The sequence below is a fragment of the Roseibium sp. genome (genome assembly GCF_965232425.1).
Classification (GTDB): domain Bacteria; phylum Pseudomonadota; class Alphaproteobacteria; order Rhizobiales; family Stappiaceae; genus Roseibium.
On the sequence record NZ_OZ246971.1, the window covers coordinates 636,206 to 658,160 of the forward strand.

At 60.1% G+C, this 21,955-nt stretch carries 22 protein-coding genes; 14 read left to right on the plus strand and 8 right to left on the minus strand.

Annotation, left to right across the window (positions count from 1 at the left end; all coding sequences use genetic code 11):
- Window positions 1-256: 256 nt before the first annotated feature.
- The 8 genes from ACO08A_RS02940 (at window position 257) to ACO08A_RS02975 (ending at window position 9,533) form a co-directional block, all read left to right on the plus strand.
- Window positions 257-718 carry a MerR family transcriptional regulator gene (locus tag ACO08A_RS02940; protein WP_306140744.1) on the plus strand — a complete coding sequence of 154 codons (462 nt, stop codon included), beginning with the start codon at window positions 257-259 and terminating at the stop codon, window positions 716-718.
- A gap of 324 nt (window positions 719-1,042) precedes the next feature.
- Complete coding sequence (locus ACO08A_RS02945) at window positions 1,043-2,839, plus strand: acyl-CoA dehydrogenase C-terminal domain-containing protein (RefSeq protein WP_422039754.1); 1,797 nt, start codon at window positions 1,043-1,045, stop codon at window positions 2,837-2,839.
- A gap of 106 nt (window positions 2,840-2,945) precedes the next feature.
- Window positions 2,946-3,584: a glutathione S-transferase family protein gene (locus ACO08A_RS02950; protein ID WP_422039755.1), complete on the plus strand. Its 639-nt coding sequence runs from the start codon at window positions 2,946-2,948 to the stop codon at window positions 3,582-3,584.
- A gap of 25 nt (window positions 3,585-3,609) precedes the next feature.
- On the plus strand, window positions 3,610-4,818 hold the full coding sequence (locus tag ACO08A_RS02955) for an acetyl-CoA C-acetyltransferase (protein WP_422039756.1): 1,209 nt from the start codon (window positions 3,610-3,612) through the stop codon (window positions 4,816-4,818).
- Window positions 4,819-4,821: 3 nt separating this feature from the next.
- Window positions 4,822-5,220, plus strand: a complete 399-nt coding sequence (locus tag ACO08A_RS02960; RefSeq protein ID WP_422039757.1) for a cupin domain-containing protein — start codon at window positions 4,822-4,824, stop codon at window positions 5,218-5,220.
- Between the two features lie 17 nt (window positions 5,221-5,237).
- Window positions 5,238-7,448: a 3-hydroxyacyl-CoA dehydrogenase NAD-binding domain-containing protein gene (locus tag ACO08A_RS02965; RefSeq protein WP_422039758.1), complete on the plus strand. Its 2,211-nt coding sequence runs from the start codon at window positions 5,238-5,240 to the stop codon at window positions 7,446-7,448.
- A 139-nt stretch (window positions 7,449-7,587) separates the two neighbouring features.
- Window positions 7,588-8,721: a helix-turn-helix domain-containing protein gene (locus ACO08A_RS02970; RefSeq protein ID WP_422039759.1), complete on the plus strand. Its 1,134-nt coding sequence runs from the start codon at window positions 7,588-7,590 to the stop codon at window positions 8,719-8,721.
- A 536-nt stretch (window positions 8,722-9,257) separates the two neighbouring features.
- Window positions 9,258-9,533, plus strand: a complete 276-nt coding sequence (locus tag ACO08A_RS02975) for a DUF6460 domain-containing protein (protein ID WP_422039760.1) — start codon at window positions 9,258-9,260, stop codon at window positions 9,531-9,533.
- On the opposite strand, the gene ACO08A_RS02980 is transcribed toward ACO08A_RS02975, so the two are convergent.
- Window positions 9,530-10,459, minus strand: coding sequence for a histone deacetylase (locus ACO08A_RS02980; RefSeq protein WP_422039761.1), 930 nt, complete (start codon window positions 10,457-10,459; stop codon window positions 9,530-9,532). The genes ACO08A_RS02975 and ACO08A_RS02980 overlap by 4 nt on opposite strands.
- A gap of 79 nt (window positions 10,460-10,538) precedes the next feature.
- Complete coding sequence (locus ACO08A_RS02985; protein ID WP_422039762.1) at window positions 10,539-11,276, minus strand: hypothetical protein; 738 nt, start codon at window positions 11,274-11,276, stop codon at window positions 10,539-10,541.
- A gap of 65 nt (window positions 11,277-11,341) precedes the next feature.
- Here ACO08A_RS02985 and ACO08A_RS02990 point away from each other — a divergent pair, with 65 nt between their 5' ends.
- Window positions 11,342-11,698, plus strand: a complete 357-nt coding sequence (locus ACO08A_RS02990; protein ID WP_422039763.1) for a winged helix-turn-helix transcriptional regulator — start codon at window positions 11,342-11,344, stop codon at window positions 11,696-11,698.
- Window positions 11,699-11,749: 51 nt separating this feature from the next.
- Entirely contained in the window at window positions 11,750-13,102 is a 1,353-nt protein-coding gene (locus ACO08A_RS02995) for an MATE family efflux transporter (RefSeq protein ID WP_422039764.1), read from the plus strand.
- Between the two features lie 292 nt (window positions 13,103-13,394).
- On the opposite strand, the gene ACO08A_RS03000 is transcribed toward ACO08A_RS02995, so the two are convergent.
- Both ACO08A_RS03000 and ACO08A_RS03005 read right to left on the minus strand, forming a co-directional pair.
- Entirely contained in the window at window positions 13,395-14,489 is a 1,095-nt protein-coding gene (locus tag ACO08A_RS03000) for a quinone-dependent dihydroorotate dehydrogenase (protein WP_422039765.1), read from the minus strand.
- Entirely contained in the window at window positions 14,486-14,830 is a 345-nt protein-coding gene (locus tag ACO08A_RS03005) for a DUF952 domain-containing protein (protein ID WP_422039766.1), read from the minus strand. The genes ACO08A_RS03000 and ACO08A_RS03005 overlap by 4 nt, the downstream gene beginning before the upstream one ends.
- Before the next feature lie 207 nt (window positions 14,831-15,037).
- Here ACO08A_RS03005 and ACO08A_RS03010 point away from each other — a divergent pair, with 207 nt between their 5' ends.
- Complete coding sequence (locus tag ACO08A_RS03010) at window positions 15,038-15,943, plus strand: thermonuclease family protein (protein WP_422039767.1); 906 nt, start codon at window positions 15,038-15,040, stop codon at window positions 15,941-15,943.
- 149 nt (window positions 15,944-16,092) lie between these two features.
- Here the strand turns inward: ACO08A_RS03010 and ACO08A_RS03015 are convergent, their stop codons facing one another.
- Window positions 16,093-17,751: a lysine--tRNA ligase gene (locus ACO08A_RS03015; protein ID WP_422039768.1), complete on the minus strand. Its 1,659-nt coding sequence runs from the start codon at window positions 17,749-17,751 to the stop codon at window positions 16,093-16,095.
- 238 nt (window positions 17,752-17,989) lie between these two features.
- Here ACO08A_RS03015 and ACO08A_RS03020 point away from each other — a divergent pair, with 238 nt between their 5' ends.
- Entirely contained in the window at window positions 17,990-18,403 is a 414-nt protein-coding gene (locus ACO08A_RS03020) for a tellurite resistance TerB family protein (RefSeq protein WP_421984434.1), read from the plus strand.
- Window positions 18,404-18,472: 69 nt separating this feature from the next.
- Here ACO08A_RS03020 and apaG read toward each other — a convergent pair whose 3' ends face one another.
- Complete coding sequence (gene apaG / locus ACO08A_RS03025) at window positions 18,473-18,874, minus strand: Co2+/Mg2+ efflux protein ApaG (protein WP_421981828.1); 402 nt, start codon at window positions 18,872-18,874, stop codon at window positions 18,473-18,475.
- 148 nt (window positions 18,875-19,022) lie between these two features.
- Here apaG and ACO08A_RS03030 point away from each other — a divergent pair, with 148 nt between their 5' ends.
- Window positions 19,023-19,646, plus strand: coding sequence for a CDP-alcohol phosphatidyltransferase family protein (locus ACO08A_RS03030; protein WP_422039769.1), 624 nt, complete (start codon window positions 19,023-19,025; stop codon window positions 19,644-19,646).
- A gap of 204 nt (window positions 19,647-19,850) precedes the next feature.
- Here ACO08A_RS03030 and ACO08A_RS03035 read toward each other — a convergent pair whose 3' ends face one another.
- Window positions 19,851-20,072, minus strand: coding sequence for a hypothetical protein (locus ACO08A_RS03035; RefSeq protein WP_422039770.1), 222 nt, complete (start codon window positions 20,070-20,072; stop codon window positions 19,851-19,853).
- A gap of 349 nt (window positions 20,073-20,421) precedes the next feature.
- On the opposite strand from ACO08A_RS03035, the gene ACO08A_RS03040 reads away from it, so the two are divergent.
- Window positions 20,422-21,558, plus strand: a complete 1,137-nt coding sequence (locus tag ACO08A_RS03040) for an iron-containing alcohol dehydrogenase (protein WP_422039771.1) — start codon at window positions 20,422-20,424, stop codon at window positions 21,556-21,558.
- A gap of 30 nt (window positions 21,559-21,588) precedes the next feature.
- Here the strand turns inward: ACO08A_RS03040 and ACO08A_RS03045 are convergent, their stop codons facing one another.
- Window positions 21,589-21,918, minus strand: a complete 330-nt coding sequence (locus ACO08A_RS03045) for a hypothetical protein (RefSeq protein WP_422039772.1) — start codon at window positions 21,916-21,918, stop codon at window positions 21,589-21,591.
- Between the last annotated feature and the right edge of the window lie 37 nt (window positions 21,919-21,955).

Genomic DNA, 21,955 nt, shown 5'->3' on the forward strand with positions numbered 1-21,955 from the left:
TTTTTGCCGAAAATGACCTGTTCATATGTCTGTTTCCGGCGTGAACGAATTGAATTTTCTTAATTTTTCTTAACCTTTCACGCTCCCCTCTGGACCTTTACGCGTACGTAAGCTAAATAGGCGCCAATCACCGGCGCGCAGACCTGTTTTCGCAGCAATAGCAAGACAGTAACCAACTGCGATGTCTGCGCGCAGGTCAAAGAGAAAGAAAAGCCAACATTGCCGGGGAACGGCAAAGAATCGAGTTGAGACTGCCATGAGCGAAGCGCTTTCAATCCTTAATGAAGACGATCTTGTCGATGTCGTGTCCGCTTCGGACGACAGCACAAAGAAAACCCAGTTCACGATCGGCGACCTTGCCAAGGAATTCGGCTGCACGCTGAGAACACTGCGCTTTTACGAAGACAAGGGTCTTTTGAACCCGAAGCGTGACGGCTTGAACCGTGTCTACAACCGCCGCGACCGGGCCCGGCTGAAACTTGTCCTGATGGGCAAGCGCGTCGGTTTCTCGCTGACGGAGATCCGGGACATGCTGGATCTGTATGACCTGCGCGACGGCCAGGTCACGCAGCTGCGGGTCGCCCTTTCGAAGTTCAATGAACAGATTGCGGTGCTGGAAGACCAGAGAAAAGATATCGAACAGGCGATCGAGGAACTGTCGCGCACGGTGGAAATCGTGTCCGGCATGCTCAAGCACAAGGAAGCCGAGGAAGCCTGATCCTCGCCCGAACGACGGCAACGCGAAACACCGGCCACCTGGCCGGTGTTTTTTTGTCTTGCGCCCCGTTCGTCCGCTTTTCACCGCCGTATGGCCGTGTGTGCACCAGACCCGAAAACCCTCAAAAAAACGTCATCACAACATGAATTTGATGCCGGCATTGACGAAAACGCTTCCATTTTGCCTGTTTTGGGCACATTTTTTTGCAATCCCTTCCGTTGGGACACCACTTGCCGCATCAAATCAAGACGCGTATATAGGCGCTAGATGACGTTTACGGAAACGTAAACCAAAAACCGATCCGGCAGATCTGGGAGGATGTGCATGCCAAGCTATACCGCGCCCGTCGACGACACGCTTTTCCTGCTGAAAGATGTTTTCGGCTACGACCGCTATTCAAACCTGCCGGGCTTCTCCGACGCGCCGCTCGACCTTGTCGAAGCCATCCTGCGTGAAGGCGGCAAATTCGCGGAAGAAGTGCTGCAGCCGCTCAACCAGAGCGGGGACCAGGAAGGCTGCACCCGGAATGAAGACGGGTCTGTCACCACGCCTAAAGGCTTTTCCGAGGCGTATCAGGCCTTCTGCGAGAATGGCTGGGGCACGTTGTCGGCCGATCCCGACCATGGCGGCCAGGGCCTGCCGCACACGCTTGCGACCATCTTCAACGAATATGCGTCTTCGGCGAACATGGCCTTTTCCATGTATCCGGGTCTCACGGCAGGGGCCGTGGCAGCCTTGACCATTCACGGCACCGACGACCAGAAACAGACCTATCTTCCCAACATGATCGCCGGCACCTGGACCGGGACCATGAACCTGACCGAACCGCATTGCGGAACCGATCTCGGACTGATCCGGACAAAAGCGGTTCCCCAACCCGACGGATCGTACAAGATCTCGGGAACCAAGATCTTCATTTCGGCAGGCGAACACGACATGTCGGAAAACATCATTCATCTGGTGCTCGCCCGGATCGAGGGTGCGCCGGACGGCGTCAAGGGCATTTCGCTTTTCGTCGTGCCCAGGAACAGGGTCGGCGAAGACGGTGACGTCGGTGAAAACAACGGTGTCTCGTGCGGCTCCATCGAACACAAGATGGGCATTCACGGCAACGCCACCTGCGTGATGAACTACGACGATGCGACCGGCTGGCTGGTCGGCGAGGAAAACAAGGGTCTCAAGGCGATGTTCGTCATGATGAACGAAGCGCGTCTCGGCGTTGCCGTTCAGGGCCTGTCCCAATCCGAGGTCGCCTATCAGAACGCGGTCACCTACGCCAGGGACCGCCTTCAGGGCCGCGCGCTGACCGGTCCCAAAAGTCCGGACAAGGCAGCGGATCCGATCATCGTGCACCCGGATGTCCGCCGGACACTGATGTCCATCCGCGCCTTCAACGAGGCGGCGCGGGCCCTGATCATCTGGACGGCCCTTCACGGCGACATTTCGCACCGCTCGGACGACGAAAAGGACCGGCAATACTCCGATGACATGATGGGACTGATGACACCGGTGCTGAAAGGGGTTCTGACCGACACCGGTTTCGCCAACGCCGTCAATGCGCAACAGATGTATGGCGGTCACGGCTACATCGCGGAATGGGGCATGGAACAGTTCGTGCGTGATGCGCGCATCGCGATGATCTACGAAGGTGCCAACGGCATTCAGGCGCTCGATCTCGTCGGGCGGAAGCTGCCGGCAAATGGCGGACGCGCCGTGATGAGCTTCTTCAACGAAGTGAACACGTTCCTTAAGGAAAACAAGGACAACGAGGATCTTGCGGCCTTTACCGGACCGTTGAAGAAAGGCATGGACGACCTTCAGGGCGCGACCATGTGGTTCATGAACAACGCCATGAAGAACCCGGACAATGCGGGCGCGGGATCCACCGACTACATGCATCTGTTCGGACTGGTTGCCCTCGGCTACATGTGGACCAGGATGGCCAAGTCCATCCAGGAAGCACTTGCCGGCGACGCGGGCGAGAAGGCCGACTGGCTGAAGACCAAGCTGGCCTTCGGGACGTTTTTCATGGAACGCACGATGCCGGAGACAGCGGCTCACCTTGCGCGGATATCTTCCGGCTCCGAAACACTGATGTCGCTGGACGCGGACGCATTCTGATCCGGTATTGCCCGGCTTTTCCGGGGCCGGAATTAAGCGCGCGCGAATCCGCGATGGCCGGTGTAGGTTCTCAACCTACGCAACCAGCCAGGGAGACGAAACAGGTATGGCCGACTACGTTCTTTATTGCATGGCCCAGTCGGGGCACTCGTACAAGGTGGCACTGATGCTGGAACTGTGCGGTGCCGACTGGGAGCCGAAATGGGTGGACTTCTTCAACGGCGAGACCCGTTCGGAAGAGTTCCGCAGCTCGCTCAATGAAATGGGTGAGGTGCCGGTTCTGGTGCATGGCGACACGACCTTGACCCAGTCCGGGGCCATTCTCGACTATCTGGTGGAAAAGTTCGGCAAGTTTGGCGGGGCGGACAACGACGAGCGCCGCGAAATCCTGCGATGGACGATCTTCGACAACCAGAAGATCTCAGGTGTGGCCGGGCCCCTGCGGTTTCTGCGGATCTATGCGAAGACCGGTGAGACGGAGGTCACGAAGTGGCTGGAAGGCAGGTTCAAGAGCGCGCTCGCGATCCTGGAAAAACACTTCGCGTCGAATGCTTTTGCCATCGGCGACAAGCCGACGACCGCCGACTTTTCGCTGTGCGGCTACCTGTTCGTCCGCGACGAGATCGGAACGGATTTTGCCCCCTACCCGAACGTCGCCGCCTGGCTGGAGCGGATCAAGGCGCTGCCCGGCTGGAAACACCCCTATGACCTGATGCCCGGCCACCCGTTGCCGGTCGCCGACTAGAAATCACCGTCCGAAGGAGGACCAGATGGCTGAAGCCTATATCTTCGATCACGTCAGAACCCCGCGCGGCAGGGGCAAGAAGGACGGCGCGCTTCATGAAGTGCCGTCCGTGCGACTGGCGGCAACGGCGTTGGAAGCGGTCCGCGACCGCAACGGGCTCGACACGGCCAGAGTGGACGACGTCATCCTGGGATGTGTCGATCCCGTCGGCGAAGCAGGTGGCGATATCGCCCGTGCCGCGGTTTTCGCCGCAGGCTACGACACGTCGGTCCCCGGCATGCAGATCAACCGCTTCTGCGCGTCCGGGCTCGACGCGGTCAACATGGCATCGGCCCAGGTGATGTCCGGTCAGCACAAGCTGGTCATCGCAGGCGGCGTTGAGAGCATGAGCCGGGTCGGCATCGGCGCCTCTGGCGGCGCCTGGCCGATCGAGCCGCAGGTGGCCGTTCCCTCCTATTTCATGCCGCAGGGTGTTTCCGCCGACCTGATCGCGACCAAATACGGCTTCAGCCGCGACGATTGCGACGGCTATGCGGTCGAGAGCCAGAAACGTGCCGCGAAATCCTGGGAAGACGGGCGGTTCTCCAAATCCGTGGTGCCGGTGAAGGACATCAACGGCATCACCATCCTGGACCGCGACGAGCACATGCGGCCGGAGACAGACATGCAGTCCCTCGCTTCGCTCAATCCTTCGTTCGAACTGATGGGGGCCATGGGCGGGTTCGATGCCGTCGGTATCCAGGCCCATCCGGAAATCGAGGCGATCAAGCATGTGCACCATGCTGGCAACTCGTCCGGGATCGTTGACGGATCGGCCGCGGTTCTGATCGGCTCGAGCACGGCCGGCCGGTCTTCGGGACTGAAGCCCCGCGCCCGCATCAAGGCCTTTGCCAATATCGGTTCGGAGCCTGCCCTGATGCTGACGGGGCCGGTGGACGTGACGAAGAAACTGCTCAAGAACGCCAAGATGGAGATGAAGGATCTCGACCTCGTCGAAATCAACGAAGCCTTCGCTTCCGTGGTTCTGCGCTACCAGCAGGCATTCGACCTCGACCCGGACATCGTCAACGTGAATGGCGGTGCGATCGCCATGGGCCACCCGCTTGGTGCGACCGGTGCGATGATCCTGGGCACGGTTCTCGACGAACTGGAACGCCGCGATCTGAACACGGCGCTCGTCACGCTTTGCATCGGTGCCGGCATGGGTACGGCCACCATCATCGAGCGCGTCTGAGCCATGATCAGCAATATCGAAAAGGAATTCGACGCCATTACCGACACCTGGTCGCCGCGTGTCGTCGCGGATGTAAACGGCCAGTGCGTCAAGCTGGCGAAACTGAAGGGCGAATTCGTCTGGCACGACCACGCGGAAGAAGACGAACTGTTCTTCGTGGTCAAGGGCGCACTGACGATCCGGTACCGCGATCGGGATGATGCCGTGCTGAGCGCCGGAGACCTGCACGTCGTTCCCAGGGGCGTCCAGCACAATCCGATCGCGGAAGACGAGTGCTGGGTCATGCTTTTCGAACCCGCAGAAACCAAACACACAGGCGAGGTCATCGTCGAAGGCACCAGGACGGCCGCGCAGCAGCGCGCCCATATGCAGTCCGAGAGCCTGCCCTCAAAAGGCGCCTGATCCGAGGAGGTATTCCCATGAGCTACAAGAACTTCACTCTCGAAACCGACGCTGACGGCATTGCCGTGATCACCTGGGACATGCCCGAGAAGTCTTTGAACGTCATTGACCTGACGGTGATGGATGAACTTGACGCGATCATCGACCAGGTTGCGCAGGACGACGCCATAACGGGTGCGGTGATCCATTCCGGGAAAGCGGCCTTTTCCGGCGGCGCGGACCTGACCATGATGGAAGGCCTGTTGAAGGACTTCCACGTCAAGCGCGGAGCCGATCCGGAAGGGGCGGCAAAAATGCTTTACGAAGGCTCCCGCCGTCTGACGCTCATCTACCGCAAGCTGGAAACATGCGGCAAACCGTTTGTGGCCGCCGTCGCGGGTACCTGCATGGGCGGCGGCACGGAATTGGCGCTTGCCTGCCATGCCCGCGTGGCGGACGAGGGCCTGAAAATGGGCCTTCCGGAAGTCAAGGTCGGACTTTTCCCGGGGGCTGGCGGTACGCAGCGCGTCATGCGCATGACCGACGGACAGCAGGGAATGCAGTTCCTTCTGCAGGGACGGACCCTGCGGGCTCCCCAGGCGTTGCAGATGAAACTGATCAATGAGGTCACCGGCACGAAGAAGCTGGTCGGAGCGGCAAAGAAATTGCTGAAGAGCGGCCTCGATCCGGTCAAGGACTGGGACAAGAAGGGCTACAAACTGCCGAATGGCAAGATCTATTCCCCGGCCGGTTTCCAGTTCTGGCCCGCCGCAAATGCCATCTATCGCCGCGAGACCTACGACAATTATCCGGGCGCCCGCTATCTCCTGAGTGCCGTCGTCGAAGGTCTGCAACTGCCGATGGACCTCGCGCTCCAGGTCGAGAGCCGTTATTTCGCCAAGGTGCTCCAGACACCGGAAGCGGCCAACATGATCCGCTCCCTGTTCGTTTCCATGCAGGAGCTGAACAAGCTTGCCCGCCGCCCGGCCGACCAGAGACCGAACAAGATCAAGAAAGTCGGGATCCTCGGGGCCGGCTTCATGGGCGCCGGCATTGCCTATGTGTCCGCGAATGCCGGCATAGATGTCGTGCTGATCGACCGCGACCAGGACGCCGCGGACAAGGGCAAGGCCCATTCGGACGAGTTGATGAGCAAGGCCGTCAAGCGCGGCCGGGCGAGTGAAGACCAGAAGGACAAGCTGCTCGCACGCATCACGCCGACAACGGACTACGACGCGCTCGCCGATTGCGATCTTGTAATCGAAGCCGTCTTCGAAGACCGCGAGATCAAGCGGACAGTGACCCAGGCCGCCGAGGCGGTTATGAAGTCGCGGGCGATCTTTGCGTCAAACACCTCGACACTGCCGATCACCTCGCTGGCGCAGGCCTCGAAGCGGCCGAAGAATTTCATCGGCATTCACTTCTTTTCGCCCGTGGACAAGATGATGCTTGTCGAGGTGATCCTGGGCAAGCGTACCTCAGACAGGGCACTGGCAATGGCACTGGACTACATCAAGGCCATCAAGAAAACGCCGATCGTCGTCAATGACAGCCGCGGCTTCTATACCTCCCGCGTTGTCATGACCTACATCCGCGAAGGGCTGATGATGCTGGGTGACGGCGTTCCCGCCGCGATGATCGAGAATGCCGGAAAGATGGCGGGCATGCCCGTCGGGCCGCTTTCCCTCGGGGACGAGGTCGCACTCGACCTTGCATGGAAAATCGTCTCCGCCACGCGCAAGGATCTCGGCGTGAAATATGTGGAAGGGCCGCTCGACAACATTCTTGAGGACATGGTCGTCAAGAGAGAGCGCTTCGGCCGAAAGAACGGCAAGGGCTTCTATGACTACAAGGGCAAGGACAAGAAGCTCTGGCCCGGCCTGACCGACGTGACCGGCCAGCCCAAACCGGCGGACAGCTTCAACATCGAAGAGCTCAAGCAGCGGCTTCTGGTGATGCAGGCGCTCGAGACGGCGCGCATCTTCGAAGAGCGGTGCCTGACCGACGTGCGCGAGGCCGATGTCGGTTCCATTCTCGGCTTTGGCTTTGCCCCCTATTCGGGAGGAACGCTCAGCTATATCGACATGATGGGCACCCCGGCTTTCGTGGACATCTGCAAGAAGTTCACACGCAAGTGGGGTCCAAGGTTCAAGCCCAACAAGCTGCTGCGCGACATGGCCAAGGAAAACGAGACTTTCTACGGAAAGTTTCCGCCCAAGGCCGGCGACACCGCCAGGGAAGCCGCATAAATCCCGCGAACCATCTCACTCGGTGAGATGGTTCGTTTCATTTGAAAAGACGTGTGAATTGCGTGCCGAATCTTGATCCTTGAGGCCCAGTCATGCACAGTTCACCTGAGAAGTGTGCACGAATTAGCCGGAGACAGGAATGCCGCTTGAAGGCGAATGGGCACGTGCGGACGTGTTCCGGGTCTTGCGAGAGATCAGTTCGAACTCAGATTTGAACTGGCCGCAAATCGCGGCGCGCTATGACTTTGACCTGGCTGCAATCGATGACCCCCAAGGTGTCGTGCCCATCACCGCGTGGCACGGCGTGTTCGAGGAAGTTGCCAAGTCCCTCGACAACGATGCCGTCATGTTCGACCTCTTCAACAATGTCGACCTCGGCTGCTTTTCCCTGTTCGACTATGTTTTTTCCTGTGCTCCCACCGTCAGGGACGCCTGTCTTGCCTGGGTCAAGTTCATACCGATTCGGACAAACGCCTACCGCATCGTTTTCGAAGAGGACGAAACCGGCGGATATGTCGAATGGCCGATCCTGGAGGGACGCGGCGAATGGCGGCAGAACATGTTCGCCCGGGTCGGCTGGGCGGCACAACAGCTGGAACACGCACTCGAACAACAGGTTCCACCGATCCTGATCGAGTTGGCGACCTCACCGCCCCGGAAAAAATCGGCATTTCAGAAGAAGTATCAGGGCCGGCTCAAGTTCGGCGCCTCGCACAATCGCATCTTCATCCCCAAGGCTCTGCTGACGCGTCCGCTGCGCCAGAGTGACAGCCACCTCTACGAGATCATTCTGAGATCTGCGATGGAGGAACTGGACACATTCGGGCAACTGGAATCGCCGCTCACCAGAATTGCAAATGAAGTTGCCTCGAACCTTGCACACGGTGCCTGTACGCTGCCGCATATCTCGGCGAAACTCGGCATGTCGCAGCGCGCGGTGCAGCGGCTGCTCGAACGGGAAGGCACAAGTTTCCGCAAGCTGAGCGAAGAAATCCGGCGGTCCGCCGCCGACAGGTATCTGCGCGGCACGGATCTGCCCATGAAAGAGATCGCCTATCTCATCGGCTTTTCGGAACTCAGCACGTTTTCCAGAGCTGTCAAATCGTGGTTCGGCATGTCGCCGCGGAAATACCGCGAAGGGTCGCACAGACACGCGGCCTCCGGTGCAAGTGCCCGCAAGAAACCGGAGGCGGTCCGGCTCATGAGCGTTCCGCATCCCGCCGTACGCAGCGTCAAAGCGATGCCGCGGAAATCGAGTGCGACCGCGGACTGATCACGCGTCGCGCGGAAAAGCCAAGATGGTGATTTGAAGAATTCCGGCACGGTGGTGATTACGGGCTGAACCACCGCCGCGCCTGAGATAAATCCGTGGTCCTGTCTGCACTCGTCACTCCAAGCGGATGCAGCGACTCTTTTGCGGAAGCGACCCCCTCAAGCTGCAAGAGGTATCCCTTCCGGTCCCGGACCGGCCTGCAGCGTGCTTTTTTATCGCGTCGACCGGGGGGTTCCGGATCGGCGTTTTCTTTCGCCACAGATTGAGGGTATCGCTGCCTTATGGGAAGTGGGCATTCCGACTTCAGCAGATTGTTCTCGTACCCAAGTCAATAATTACGCCACCTAAAGTTAATTGTCATTAACATGAGATCACCAGCATTTGGCTTTTCGCGACATTTTGCATACGAATTCAGCAAAACAGCCAAGGTTCTGATATTACGTTACAATATAGGGTGTTTACAGGGTGCGTTGTATTTGCCGGTGTTTGTCCCTAATTATCAGGCACCATGACAGTCACCACGTCCGGAGGAACACATGTCCGATAGCGGCCTGAGCCGATTTCTTGGCGGGTCTCCCGCCCAGGTTCTCTTGCGGCTGGTGTTCCTGTCCTTCGTTGTCGGTATCATCCTGTCCGCACTGAACCTCGACCCGCTCGACCTTGTCCACATGACCGTCAACTTCGTCGAACGGCTCTGGAACATGGGTTTCCACGCCATCGGCAGACTTGGAAACTACCTTGTCGTCGGCGCTATTGTGGTCCTTCCGATCTGGTTCGTCATGCGCCTTCTGGCGATGGGCAAGTCCCGCTAGACCGCCGCCGCACCGGCGCTTTCAGCCAACACGCTCCTGGCAGTTCTGTGCAGGATCAGGTGGCGATCGGCCAGTTCGTCAATGTCCGAGGAATAGCCACCGCCCAGCACACCGGCGAGCGGCAACCCCGCCTGCCTGACCGTCCCGATGACATATCGGTCCCGTCTCTTCAGGCCGTCCCGTGACAGTTTCAACCGGCCCAGCCGGTCGTTCCGGTAGGGATCGACACCCGCATTGTAGACGACGATGTCCCAAGGTTCGCGCGCGAGCAGGCCCGGCAAGGTCTCTTCCAGGATCGTGAGATAGTCTTCGTCGCCCGTCGCGTCGGGCAGGCCGACATCGAGATGGGAGGGCACCTTGCGGACGGGGTAGTTCTTCTGCGAGTGCATCGAAAACGTGAAGATGTCCGGATCACCCTGGAAGATATCCGCGGTGCCGTCTCCCTGGTGCACGTCCAGGTCGATCACCAGCGCCTTGCGAATGGCGCCGTCCGCCTGCAGCACGCGAAGGGCCACCGCCACATCGTTGAATACACAGAACCCGGCCCCGTGAAGCCGCCGCGCGTGGTGGCTGCCGCCTGCCGTGTTGCACGCAATGCCATGCTCCAGCGCGAGGTAGGCGGTGAGGACCGTTCCACCCGTGGCGCAACGGGCGCGCAGCGCAATGTCCTCGCGCATGGGAAAACCGATTTCTCTTGCGACCTTGTCGGGCACCTTGCCGTTGAAGACCTGGTCCACATAGGCCGGATCATGCGCAAGCGCGACCCATTCGAACGGCGCGGGCCTCGGCCGGAAAAACGATCCGCCATCAAGCAGGTCTTCCGTCCGGATCAGGTCGGCAACGGCGCGGAACTTGTCCATCGGGAACCTGTGATTGGCCGGCAGGTCGGCACAATAAGCGGGGTGATGAACGATCGGCAGAGGCATTGCCTGCACTATAGCGCGCGGCCCGCGGCTTGCCAGTGCCTGTGGCAGCCGCCGGAAATCGCTTCCGGCGGCGATTCCATCAGGCACTTGCTGCAGAAAAGCGCGCCGCTCCGCGAAGCTTGACGATCGAAAAGACATGGGCGGCCAGAAAGATCGGAACAAAGAATGCAGGGAACAACACCAGCGGAAAATTGTTGATGATGTTGGGATTTTCCAGCGCCATGACATGCAGGAAACCGACGGACGTCATCAGTCCCGTCAGAACCGCGACCGCGAAATCCAGAAGGCCGATGATGTTGGCCCGCCAAACAAGCGCGTTGGCGTCCGCCCGCCCCGCCTCAAGCGCCCTGAAGGCCTGCCAACCGGCAATGCCTGCCCAGATATCGCCGAGACCGGCTGGCAGCGCAAATTGCCATGGGATGTCCCCGACGGCCCAGCCGATGAGAAAAATGCCTCCCATCACGCGCGGTGCCTGCAAGGCAATGAGTTCGCGCTGATCGGCCCCTGCAAACAGTCTCCTGCCGGAAGCGGTCGCGAAGGCAAGCAGAACCAGGAGAGCGGTTCCGCCAAACAGGAAAAACAGGATGTAGGGAACACCCGTTGCCGTTTCGGGAGGTGCGAGAATGCCAAGCTCACCGAGGCGCGCCGCCAGCGCATACCAGACCCCGAACAGCAGACCGAGCACCACAAGAACGATAACGGTCGACGACCGGGACAAGCCGGCGCGATGCGCTGCCACCGCGACAGCGGTCACGGCAAGCACCGGCAGCAAGATCGCGAACACCCGGACATAGAACTCGAGAAAGATTGGAAACATGACACAATTCCTAACTTCATTTTGGATAGTAACTACTTATTTCGTAGTGACTTCACAAATTGCAAGTGGCTGCCTACATTCCGGGCATGAAAAAGATTTCGCGCGCCCATTGTCCGATCCGCCGGGCAACAGACATTCTGACCGACCAGTGGTCGTTCCTGATCCTTCGGGAGTTCTTTCTGGAAGGTGAGACGCGCCGTTTCCAGGATCTGCAGACCGAACTCGGGCTGTCCCCGAACACGCTGTCAAATCGGCTGAAGCACCTTGAAACCGCTGGTATCCTTGAACGGCAGCTCTATTCCAGCCACCCGCCGAGAGCTGAATATGTGCTGACCGAAATGGGCCGCCGGTTCGGCCCGGTACTGGAAGCCATGTATGACTGGGGGACACTCTACCCGGACGCTGCCGACAAAAGCGATTGACGAACGCTCCTCGTGCGGACAGAAAGGCGCTGACTTCAACCTGAGCTTTTCATGGCACCTTCCAGCGCAGCGGGCGAGCCGACACGCCGCCCCTTCTCCGTAACGCACCGATCGGTCCTGGCAATCGCCATTCCCATGACGCTCGGTTACCTGTCGACGCCCCTGCTCGGCGTTGTCGACATGGCTGTCATCGGACGCCTGGGCGACGCTGCGCTTCTCGGCGGGATTGCCCTTGGCGGGATCATCTTCGACCTCGTCTTCACGACCTTCAATTTCCTGCGTGCCGGCACGACGGGTCTGACCGCGCAGGCGGTCGGCGGCCAGAACCAGGAAGAAATCAAGGCGACGCTTGCGCGGGCGCTTGTCATCGCCGCAGTCGGCGGCCTCCTCGTCATCCTGCTGCAGTCCCCGCTGCTTCATGCCGGGCAATGGTTCCTGGGCGGCAGTGCGGACGTTCAGGCCGTGACCACGCGATATTTCGACATACGCGTGCTCAGTGCGCCGTTTCTCCTGGCAAATTACGCGATCCTCGGCTGGTTCATCGGACTTGGCCGCGCCGGGACCGGCCTGTTGCTGCAACTCTTCCTGAACGGCCTGAACATCGCGCTCAGCGTCTGGTTTGTCGTCGGACTGGGATGGAGCGTGGAAGGCGTCGCGTTTGCGACCGTCCTGAGCGAAATTGCAACGACGCTGCTCGGACTTGCTCTCGTATTGAAAAGTGCGGGCCGCAGGTCCTGGCCCGCATTGCAGGTGATTTTCGACAGGCGGCTGCTGATGCGCATGATGGCCCTGAACCGGGACATCATGATCCGCTCCTTCGCGCTGCTTTACGCCTATGCGTTCTTCATGGCCCGATCGGCAGACCAGGGCGATGCCGTTCTTGCGGCAAACGCAGTGCTTGAGAAATTCATCCTGGTGTCCGGCTACTTCCTGGACGGATTGGCAACGGCGGCGGAACAGCTTGCCGGCCGCGCGGTCGGTGCCAGGTACAGACCGGCCTTCGACAGAACGGTGAAACTGACCGCGGTCTGGAGTTTCGCCATGGCCGGTGTCCTCTCGCTGATCTTCCTGCTGCTGGGATCTGCCATGATCGACTTCATGACCACCTCGCCGGAGGTCCGCAGCCTTGGCAACACCTATCTCATCTGGGCGGTCCTGGCGCCACTGCTGGGTGTGCTGGCCTTCCAGATGGACGGCATTTACATCGGCGCAACCTGGTCGGACACGATGCGGAACATGATGCTGCTGTCGCTCGCCTTCTACGTGGCGGCCTATTACCTGCTGTTCCCCGTTCTGGGCAACCACGGGCTCTGGCTCGCCATCTCGCTGTTTCTGGGACTGCGCGGGCTCACGCTGCTGGCGGTCTGCAAACGCCGGGCCGACAGGACGTTTGCCCAGTCCTAGCGAACGAAACCGAAATCGACGCGAGCCTAGGGTACGGACCCATAAATGAAGCCGATTTGGCGGCAGAAATGGCAAAATCTCGCGAGGAAGTGTGCGCAGAGCGGGCTTTATGCCCGGTCAAGCGCGGTGACGTTGCGAGGTGAAGCCATTTTGCCGTCCTTCGGATTTGGCCGTTTTGGCCATCTGCCACGTCGCGAAAGGCTTGAAAATGAACCACATTTCCTGCACTTTCGCTCCTCGCAGTTGGTCAAAACGATCCAAACCAAATTGACTTCATTTATGAGTCCGTACCCTAAAGCTCTTCGGAGGCCCAGGCATCCACGTTGGCATCCCGGGCTTCGCGCAGGGACGAAAACCCGTGTTTGTCCAGCCTGTCCGCCAGACCTTTCAGGATGTCTCCGACCAGTGCGGGTCCCTTGAAAACCAGCGAGGAATAGACCTGCAGCAGGTCTGCACCGGCCGCGATCTTGGTCCAGGCCGTCTCGGCGCTGTCAATGCCGCCGACCCCGACAATGACGAGATCGGGTCCGGCCAGTTTGCGCGCCCGCGCGAGCGCGATCGTGGATTTTCGAAACAGCGGCCTGCCCGACAGCCCGCCGGCCTCCTGATGCGGGCCTTGCCCGCTCAGCCCGGTCCTGTCGATCGTCGTGTTCGACACGATCAGCCCGTCGATGGCCTTTTCCAGCACTTCCTCGACAATGTCCTTCAGGTCTTCTTCCGCGACATCCGGTGCGATCTTGAGGAAGAGCGGCACCCGCCGTCCCGTTTCCCCGGCCCGCGCGTCGCGCGCGGCGACGACGCCCTTGAGAAGATCGGCGAGCGTGGAACGCGCCTGCAGATCCCTCAGGCCCGGCGTATTGGGCGACGAGATATTGACGGTGAAATAGGATGCCAGATCGGCGAATTCGTTGATCCCGGCGACATAGTCGGCAATGCGGTCGGCCGCGTTCTTGTTGGCCCCGACATTGATGCCGACGATGCCCTGCCGCGTCTTCCTTGCAAGCAGGCGTTCGCGCATGGCCGCGTGACCGTCATTGTTGAAGCCGTAGCGATTGATCACGCCTTCATCGGCGGCCAGGCGGAAGACGCGCGGCCGCGGGTTCCCTGGCTGTCCCAAGGGCGTCACGGAGCCGACTTCGGTAAAGCCGAAGCCCAGGTTCAACACGGCATCGGGAACATCCGCGTTCTTGTCGAACCCGGCCGCCATTCCGAGCGGGTTGGGGAAATCGAGATCCCAATGCGTGACCTTGAGACGTGGATCGCACGGCTCAGGTCTCGCCGCGAGCAGGCCGGATTTCAACGCAAGAACCGTCAGCTTGTGGGCGTTTTCCGCATCGAGCAGATGCAGTCCCTTCAACGCAAGGCCTTGAAGCGGTCCGGCTGTCACGCGCTCATCTCCGGAAAGACATGCGCGCCATCCGCAGACAAGGGCAGTGCCTTGACCCAGAGTGCCGCATCGGGCTTCAGTTCCGCGTAGAGGTGCGGAAACAGGGCGCCGCCGCGTGACGGTTCCCATTTGAGCGCCTCTCCAAAGGCTTCGCTTTCAAAAGCCGCCAGCAGCAGATCCTCCTGACCGCTGAAGTGTTTTGCCGCCGTTTCGCGCGCCTGGTCGGCCGTCGAAAAATGGATGTAACCATCGGCGAGGTCGACCGGGGCTCCCTTGAAAACGCCTGCCGCTTGCGCCTCCTGCCACATGGCCCGTGGGACGATCTTGAATATCAGTGTCATTTTCCGTGTGTCCGTCGCGACGTGTCCGCTGTCTTCATGTCCGGGCGGACACTACTCACAGCCCGGTCCGCAAACAAGCGGGCTGCGCGGACTTTCTGCCTGCATGACAAATTCACATGGAAAATGCAGAATAGCGCTGCGTTACGTCTTCGGGATTCGATCCAAAAAGCCCTATGATGAGATGACAAAAGGAACAAGTGACCCGCAATGAAGCTTCGGCCTTTCCTGGTGCCCGTGCTCCTGCTGACCGCCTTCGCGGGCGTCGTCGCCTGGCTGCTGCTTGCAGAACCGCCGTCACCACCGGACGCACAGCTTGCCGAAGCACTCAGACCGGGGATCAGCGATCCGGCCGAGGCCATGATCGAAAACAGCACTGGCGACAAGGCACCCCAGACGGCGCAGACCGAAGGCGATATCGCGGCTCCGCTTCCCGACAACATTCGCGATGTGTCTCCGGACGGTGTGTCCGCACCGGATGTGGATGGCGGCCTGACGCGGATCGAACCGTCCGAACGCTATCAGGAACTCATCAATCCACCGGTCGAACCGGTCCCGGACGGACCTCTGGAACTTCGGCGCGTGCAGGTGCTGGATGGCGGCCGGATCAAGTCTGGCAAGCTTGTGGTCACCCTGGCCCATATCGAGCCGATCAAGCTCGATGAAACCTGCGTTGCTCGCCAGGGCGGCCTCTGGCCCTGCGGCGCGCGGGCGCGCACCTTCCTGCGCGGACTGATCCGCCAGTTCAAGGTGACGTGCGAAAAACTGGCCGAAACAGGACCGCAGCAGATCGTGGCAACCTGCAAGCGCGGAAAGATCGATCTCAGCACACGCATGGTGCGTTACGGGTGGGCCGAACCGGCTGCCGGCGCGCCCGAGGGTTTCGAAGACTTCGCGCTTCTGGCGGAACAAAGAAAACTCGGGAAATGGAAAGACGAATGGCAGGTCGCCGCACCGCGTTCAAACTGGGAGGCGGACCCCGATGCGCCCTTGCCCGGTCTTGAGGACCTGGCGCCCGAAATCGTCGAATGGAGCCAGAGCACCGATAGCGATCCGACGGGCCAGCCGTTCTTCGGCGCGGAGCCGGATATTCCGGGCGTGCTGCCTCAGCAGTGACGGCGCGTCTCCAGGTTTCCTGGCGGTTCGCGACAATCCTCCTGTGGAGCGCGATATTCCTGCAGACAGACTTTTCAGCACGGTCGATTCGCAGGTGACAAAAAAGACGGGAGCCTCGCTCCCGCCTTGTTCGCCAGGCCTTGCCGGTTTCAGGCAGCCAGTTCGCCCGTAAGCGCCTTGCCGATCATATCCCGTGTTTCGGAAATGCCGTAGAGCGCCACGAACGATCCGAAACGCGGGCCTTTTTCCTGCCCGAGAAGCAACTGGTAAAGCGCCGAAAACCAGGCAACCGAAACGCCCGGCCCACCGTCGGGGCCCTTCTTGTTCGGATCCTGATAGCGCTCGATCGCGCGGGCGACATCGAGAACGGCGTCCTGAATGGCGGCACCGTCCGCGTCGGCTGGCAGGTCGGCCAGTTTCGCGTCCAGTTGCTTGAGGGCAGTGATTTCAACGTCGTCCGGCACCTTGAAGGATTTTGTCGGCTTGACGAAGTCATCGAAATACCGGATCGCATAGCCGACAAGGGCATCAAGTTCCGGGTGCGTTGTGGCCGTCACGCCCGGCGCATAGCGGGAAATGAAGGCCCACAGCACGTCCTTGTTTTCCGCGTTGGACGCCGAGACCAGGTTCAGGAGCATCGCGAACGGCACGGGCATGTCGATCTTCGGAATATTTCCGGAATGGATATGCCAGGCGGGGTTCTGCAGCTTCTGTTCCACCGGCATCTGCTCGTATTTCTGGACAAAGGTGTAGTACTCGTCCACGGCCTTCGGGATGACGTCGAAATAGAGCTTCTTGGCCGTTTTCGGCTTCTGATAGTTATACAGCGCCAGGCTCTCCGGGGACGCGTAGGTCAGCCATTCGTCGATCGTCAGACCGTTGCCCTTGGACTTGGAGATCTTCTCGCCCTTGTCGTCGAGGAACAGTTCGTAGACGTAGTGCTCCGGTGCCTTGCCGCCGAGGATGTTGCAGATCTTGTCGTAGATCGGTGCATTGGTCTGGTGGTCCTTGCCGAACATCTCGAAGTCGACATCGAGCGCAGCCCAGCGCATGCCGAAGTCCGGCTTCCACTGCAGCTTCACATTGCCCCCGGTGACGGACAGGGTGATTTCCTCGCCCGTTTCGTCATCGAAGGTGATCGTTCCGTCCTTCGGATTGACCTCCTTCATCGGCACGTAGAGAACACGGCCGGATGTGGGCGAGATCGGCAGGAACGGCGAATAGGTCGCCTGACGCTCGGCCCCCAGCGTCGGCAGCATCACATCCATGATCTTCTGGTACTTTTCCGTCGCGCGGATCAGGACATCGTCGAACTTTCCGGACTTGTAGTACTCGGTTGCGCTCGCGAATTCATAATCAAAGCCGAACGTATCCAGGAACCGGCGCAGCATGGCGTTGTTGTGCGCGGCGAAGCTGTCGTAGTCGCCGCCGAACGGATTGGGCACCGCGCTGAGCGGCATTTGCAGATAGGGTTCCAGGGCCGCGCGATCGGGAACGTTTTCCGGGATCTTACGCATTCCGTCCATGTCGTCGGAAAACGACAGCAGGCGCGTCGGGATCCTGTCTTCGGTGAGCAGTCGGAAGGCGGTGCGCACCATCGTCGTGCGCAGAACTTCGCCGAAGGTCCCGATATGCGGCAAGCCCGACGGGCCATAGCCGGTTTCGAACAGAACCGGTTTTTCCGGATCCCGCTTGCCGATGCGTTTGACCAGTTTGCGTGCTTCCTCGAACGGCCAGGCTTTCGATTTGGCGGCCGCCTCGACAAAGTCTTGCGAAAGGTCAAGCGTGGGCAGGGATTGGTCGGTCATGTTCGGGTTTCATTCTGTTGAATTTGAGAGATAAGATGCAATTTCCGGCGGCCGGGCTTTCGGCCGGCCGCATGTTGCGGCGCGACACTAGAAAAGCGCGGGCCAAAGGTCAATCAAATGTCGCATTTGGTTGACTTGAAGCTTTCCCGCCAACCCTTTATACCACCCGTCGCAAATCAGAACCTTTCTGACCGCGTTTTTGCCCTTACACCGGCGCACTGGAGAATGAATAGTGTCTATCAATGAACCGATCAGCGTTCAGGAAGCCCTCATCTACGTGATGGTGATTGTGTCCGCGTCAGACAATGCGATGACCGACAAGGAACTGGCCACGATCGGTGACATGATCAAGATGTTGCCGGTGTTCGGCGACTACGACGGCAACCGGATCATTCCGGCCGCGCAGCGCTGCGGTGATATTCTCCAGGAAGAAAACGGCCTGTCGCTGGTTCTGGAACTTGTCGGCGATGTCCTGCCGCCGAAGCTCTACGACACGGCCTACGCACTGGCTGTCGAGGTTGCTGCTGCCGATCTGCACGTGGAACAGGAAGAATTGCGCATCCTGCAGATGCTGCGCGACCGCTTCGGCCTGGACAAGCTGACGGTCGCCGCCATCGAGCGCGGTGCGATCGCCCGCCACAGGACGGTCTGACGCCGCTTTCCCCGCTTTCAAGTTGAGTGATCCGCGGTGCTGGCGAAAAGCGCCGAAACGCGCCTGCGCTCAGTTCAGGCTGCGGATCGCATCCGGCAGGTCGAGAGAAAACGGCGGGATGGCGACGTGAAACCGCGATCCGTCCGGCCGCTCCATCGCGTAGGAACCGGCCATGATGCCGCTGTCCGTCGATAGGGGGCAGTGAGAGGAATATTCGTAGGTTTCACCAGGCTCGATGACCGGCTGTTCGCCGACAACGCCCTCGCCGCTGACTTCCTCCTGGCGGCCCATCGCATCGGTGATCTGCCAGTAGCGCGATTTCAGCTGTACGGGCTCGGGACCGCCATTGTGGATCTCGACCATATAGGCCCAGATGAACTCGCTCTCTTCCGGCTTCGATTCATCGTCCAGATAAAACGGTTCCACAGAGACCTCGATCCCCTGCGTAATGGCGCTGTAACTACCTGACACGGTTGTTCCTTCACTTCCGGGCAATCGCCCACGACTTCAGGAAGGGCTTATAGGGCGAATGACATAAGCGTGAAAGAGTCTTACTTGTGATTTCCTGAAGGATTTTGCATTTACAGCGCTGTTTCCTCCAAGTCAGGTGGCTTTTCAAGTGTTTGACGCCCGTATCCGTCCTGTCATCGACCCGGTTCTGAACCGCCTCGGGGCGCTTCTGGCCGCAACCGGCATCGGCGCGAACGGCGTGACCCTGATCGGATTCGCCCTTGGCATCGGTGCCGCCATCGCCATTGCGACCGGCCACTTCCTGCTCGGTTTCGTGCTGATCGCTCTCAACCGGATCGCCGACGGTCTGGATGGCGCGATTGCGCGCGTGACCCGGAAGACGGACCTCGGCGGCTATCTCGACATCTCCCTCGACTTCTTCTTCTACGGCGCGATCCCGCTCGCTTTCGCCATTCAGGACCCGGGCAACAATGCACTTCCCGCAGCGGCCCTTCTGTGCAGTTTCTACGCCAATGGTTCCGCTTTCCTGGCTTTTGCGATCATGGCGGAGCGGCGGGGTCTTGCGACCGATCATCAGGGTTCGAAATCGCTCTACTATCTCGGCGGGCTGGCGGAAGGCACGGAGACCATTGTGCTGTTTCTGCTGATGGCGCTGCTGCCGGGCTGGTTTCCGGTTCTGGCCTGGGGATTTGCGGCCGTCTGCTTCGTTTCGGCAAGCGCGCGCGTCCTGATCGGGGTGAAGTCTCTCGGCCCAAAGGACGATGACGGCTGACGAGAGCTCAGGTTGCCGGTTGCATAAGGGTGAACCCATCCGTTGGTTCAAAGCAGCGACCGCCAGTGACTGTGGCAGGCGTCCCAACCGCCATCCAAGGAAAACGGACTGTCATCATCGTGTGATGACAGTCCGCTCATCAGGCGACACATATCCCGGGAGGAAGAAGGAAATGTGTCGCTTGCCGTAAAACCAACATTCTGCTCAGGCTGCGGCGCGATCCCGTCTGGAATGCGGTTTGCTTGCCGTGGAACCGTACTTCATACAGAGCGTCGCTGCGGACAGAGCCGCGATGCCGACGTCCCCGTATTGCCTGTGCAGCCGGGGCCGGCTTTCCGTATCCCCATTCCGGCGCTGATTGCGCGCAATGATCTCTTCCAGCGTCGGAATGCTTGCCAACTGGTCGTCCGAGAAACGAAGTGTCATGTCTTTACCCCTTGTCTGGTTGCACTGGGAAACACCTCACAAGGAACGTGCCAAATCGCGCGTTCATAATTAGCTTATATTTTTCAGATACTTAGCATCGAACCAAATTTCAGGCAGTCTGAATTGACTTTCGAAATTGAGAAAATGTTTCATTTTTGGGCAAAGCTTGAACGCGACTGCACCCGATCACGTCGGTCTCACCGGAAAACAGGGCGAAATCCGTGTGCGTCGCGAAACGGTCCGTGCCGACGTCCTGCAAGCCCGGTTTTCCGACCAATGAAAAACCTTTGCCCGGACAGCTCAATTCAGGCTAATCGATGTCCATTCGAGAATTCCAAGAGGGAATGCCATGGCTCTGATCAACTATGTGACCCGCGTCCAGTTCGGGTTTGGCGAACTCGGCACCTTGAAAGCGGAGCTTGAACTGGCCGGGATCTCGCGTCCGATGGTGGTGACCGACAAGGGCGTCCGCCAGCTTGGGTTTCTCGACAGGATCGAAGCGGTTCTGGGCGAAGCCCCGGCGGGTGTCTATGACGACACTCCCGGCAACCCGAACGAGGCCGCGGTCCGGGCAGCAACCGAGCTTTTCAAGACGGTCGGCGCCGACGGCATCATCGCGATCGGCGGTGGCTCGTCCCTGGATCTTGCCAAGGCGGTCGCCATCCTCGCGGCCCATGGCGGTACGCTCAAAACCTTTGCCGTCATCGAGGGCGGACTTGAGAAAATCACCGCCAGAACCTGGCCCACGATCGCGATCCCGACCACGTCGGGCACCGGCAGCGAGGTGGGGCGCGGGGCGATCGTCATTCTGGATGACGGCCGCAAGGTCGGCCTGCTGTCCCCTCACCTCATCCCCAGGGCAGCCATCGTCGATCCGGATCTGACCATGACACTGCCAGCCATGCTGACGGCCGCTACCGGGATGGACGCGATCTCGCACTGTATCGAAACCTACCTCGCGCCCTCCTTCAATCCACCGGCTGACGGCATTGCCCTTGAGGGCCTGCGGCGCGCGTGGACCCACATCCGCCGGGCCACGGAAAACCCGGCGGACAAGGATGCCCGGGCCAACATGGCGATCGCCGCGACCATGGGAGCCATGGCATTCCAGAAAGGGCTCGGCTGCGTGCACAGCCTGAGCCACGCGCTCGGCGGGCTGAACCCGAAGCTGCATCACGGCACGCTAAACGCCGTGTTCATGCCGGCGGTTCTGGACTTCAACAGCGACGCCCCTGCCCAGGCAGGAGAAGACAAATACGCGCGCATGGCAGACGCCATGGGGCTTGCCGACGGGGCGCAGGTCAGGGATGCGATCAAGGACATGACCGCTGCAATCGGTTTGCCCGTGCGACTGTCGGAGCTGGGCGTTCCGAAGGACCTGTTCGACCGGATCATCACCGGTGCGCTTGCCGATCACAGCCACAAGACCAACCCGAAGGAGGCAAGCGCAGAGGATTACCGGCGGATGCTGGAAGACTCTTTCTGATCCTTTTCGACGCACCCCGCTGCGGGGGTGCTAACCACCGCCGGCGAGCTTGCCGGTCGCAACGACCGTTTCGAAATACTCCACTTTCAGATCGAAGGATTTCAGCAGTTTCTGCGTGCTCGGCTTGACGACCGCATCGTCGAACGCGCCCTTTTCGAAATGCCCTGCCGAGGCGAGGTCCGACCAGAGGCTCATGACCACCAGTTCCTGATCTTCGCCCTTGACCTTGACGGCCAGAGACGCGCCCAGATGCCCGGGAAGTTCGGCCATCTCGACGAATGTCGTTCTTTCAAGATGCTCCGCATATTGCTGCAGGACCTCTTGCGAGCCCGCGACCGCCCGCCACCAACGTATGATCATGTGTGCCTCGAGTTTATCCCTGCCGCCTTCGTCAGCC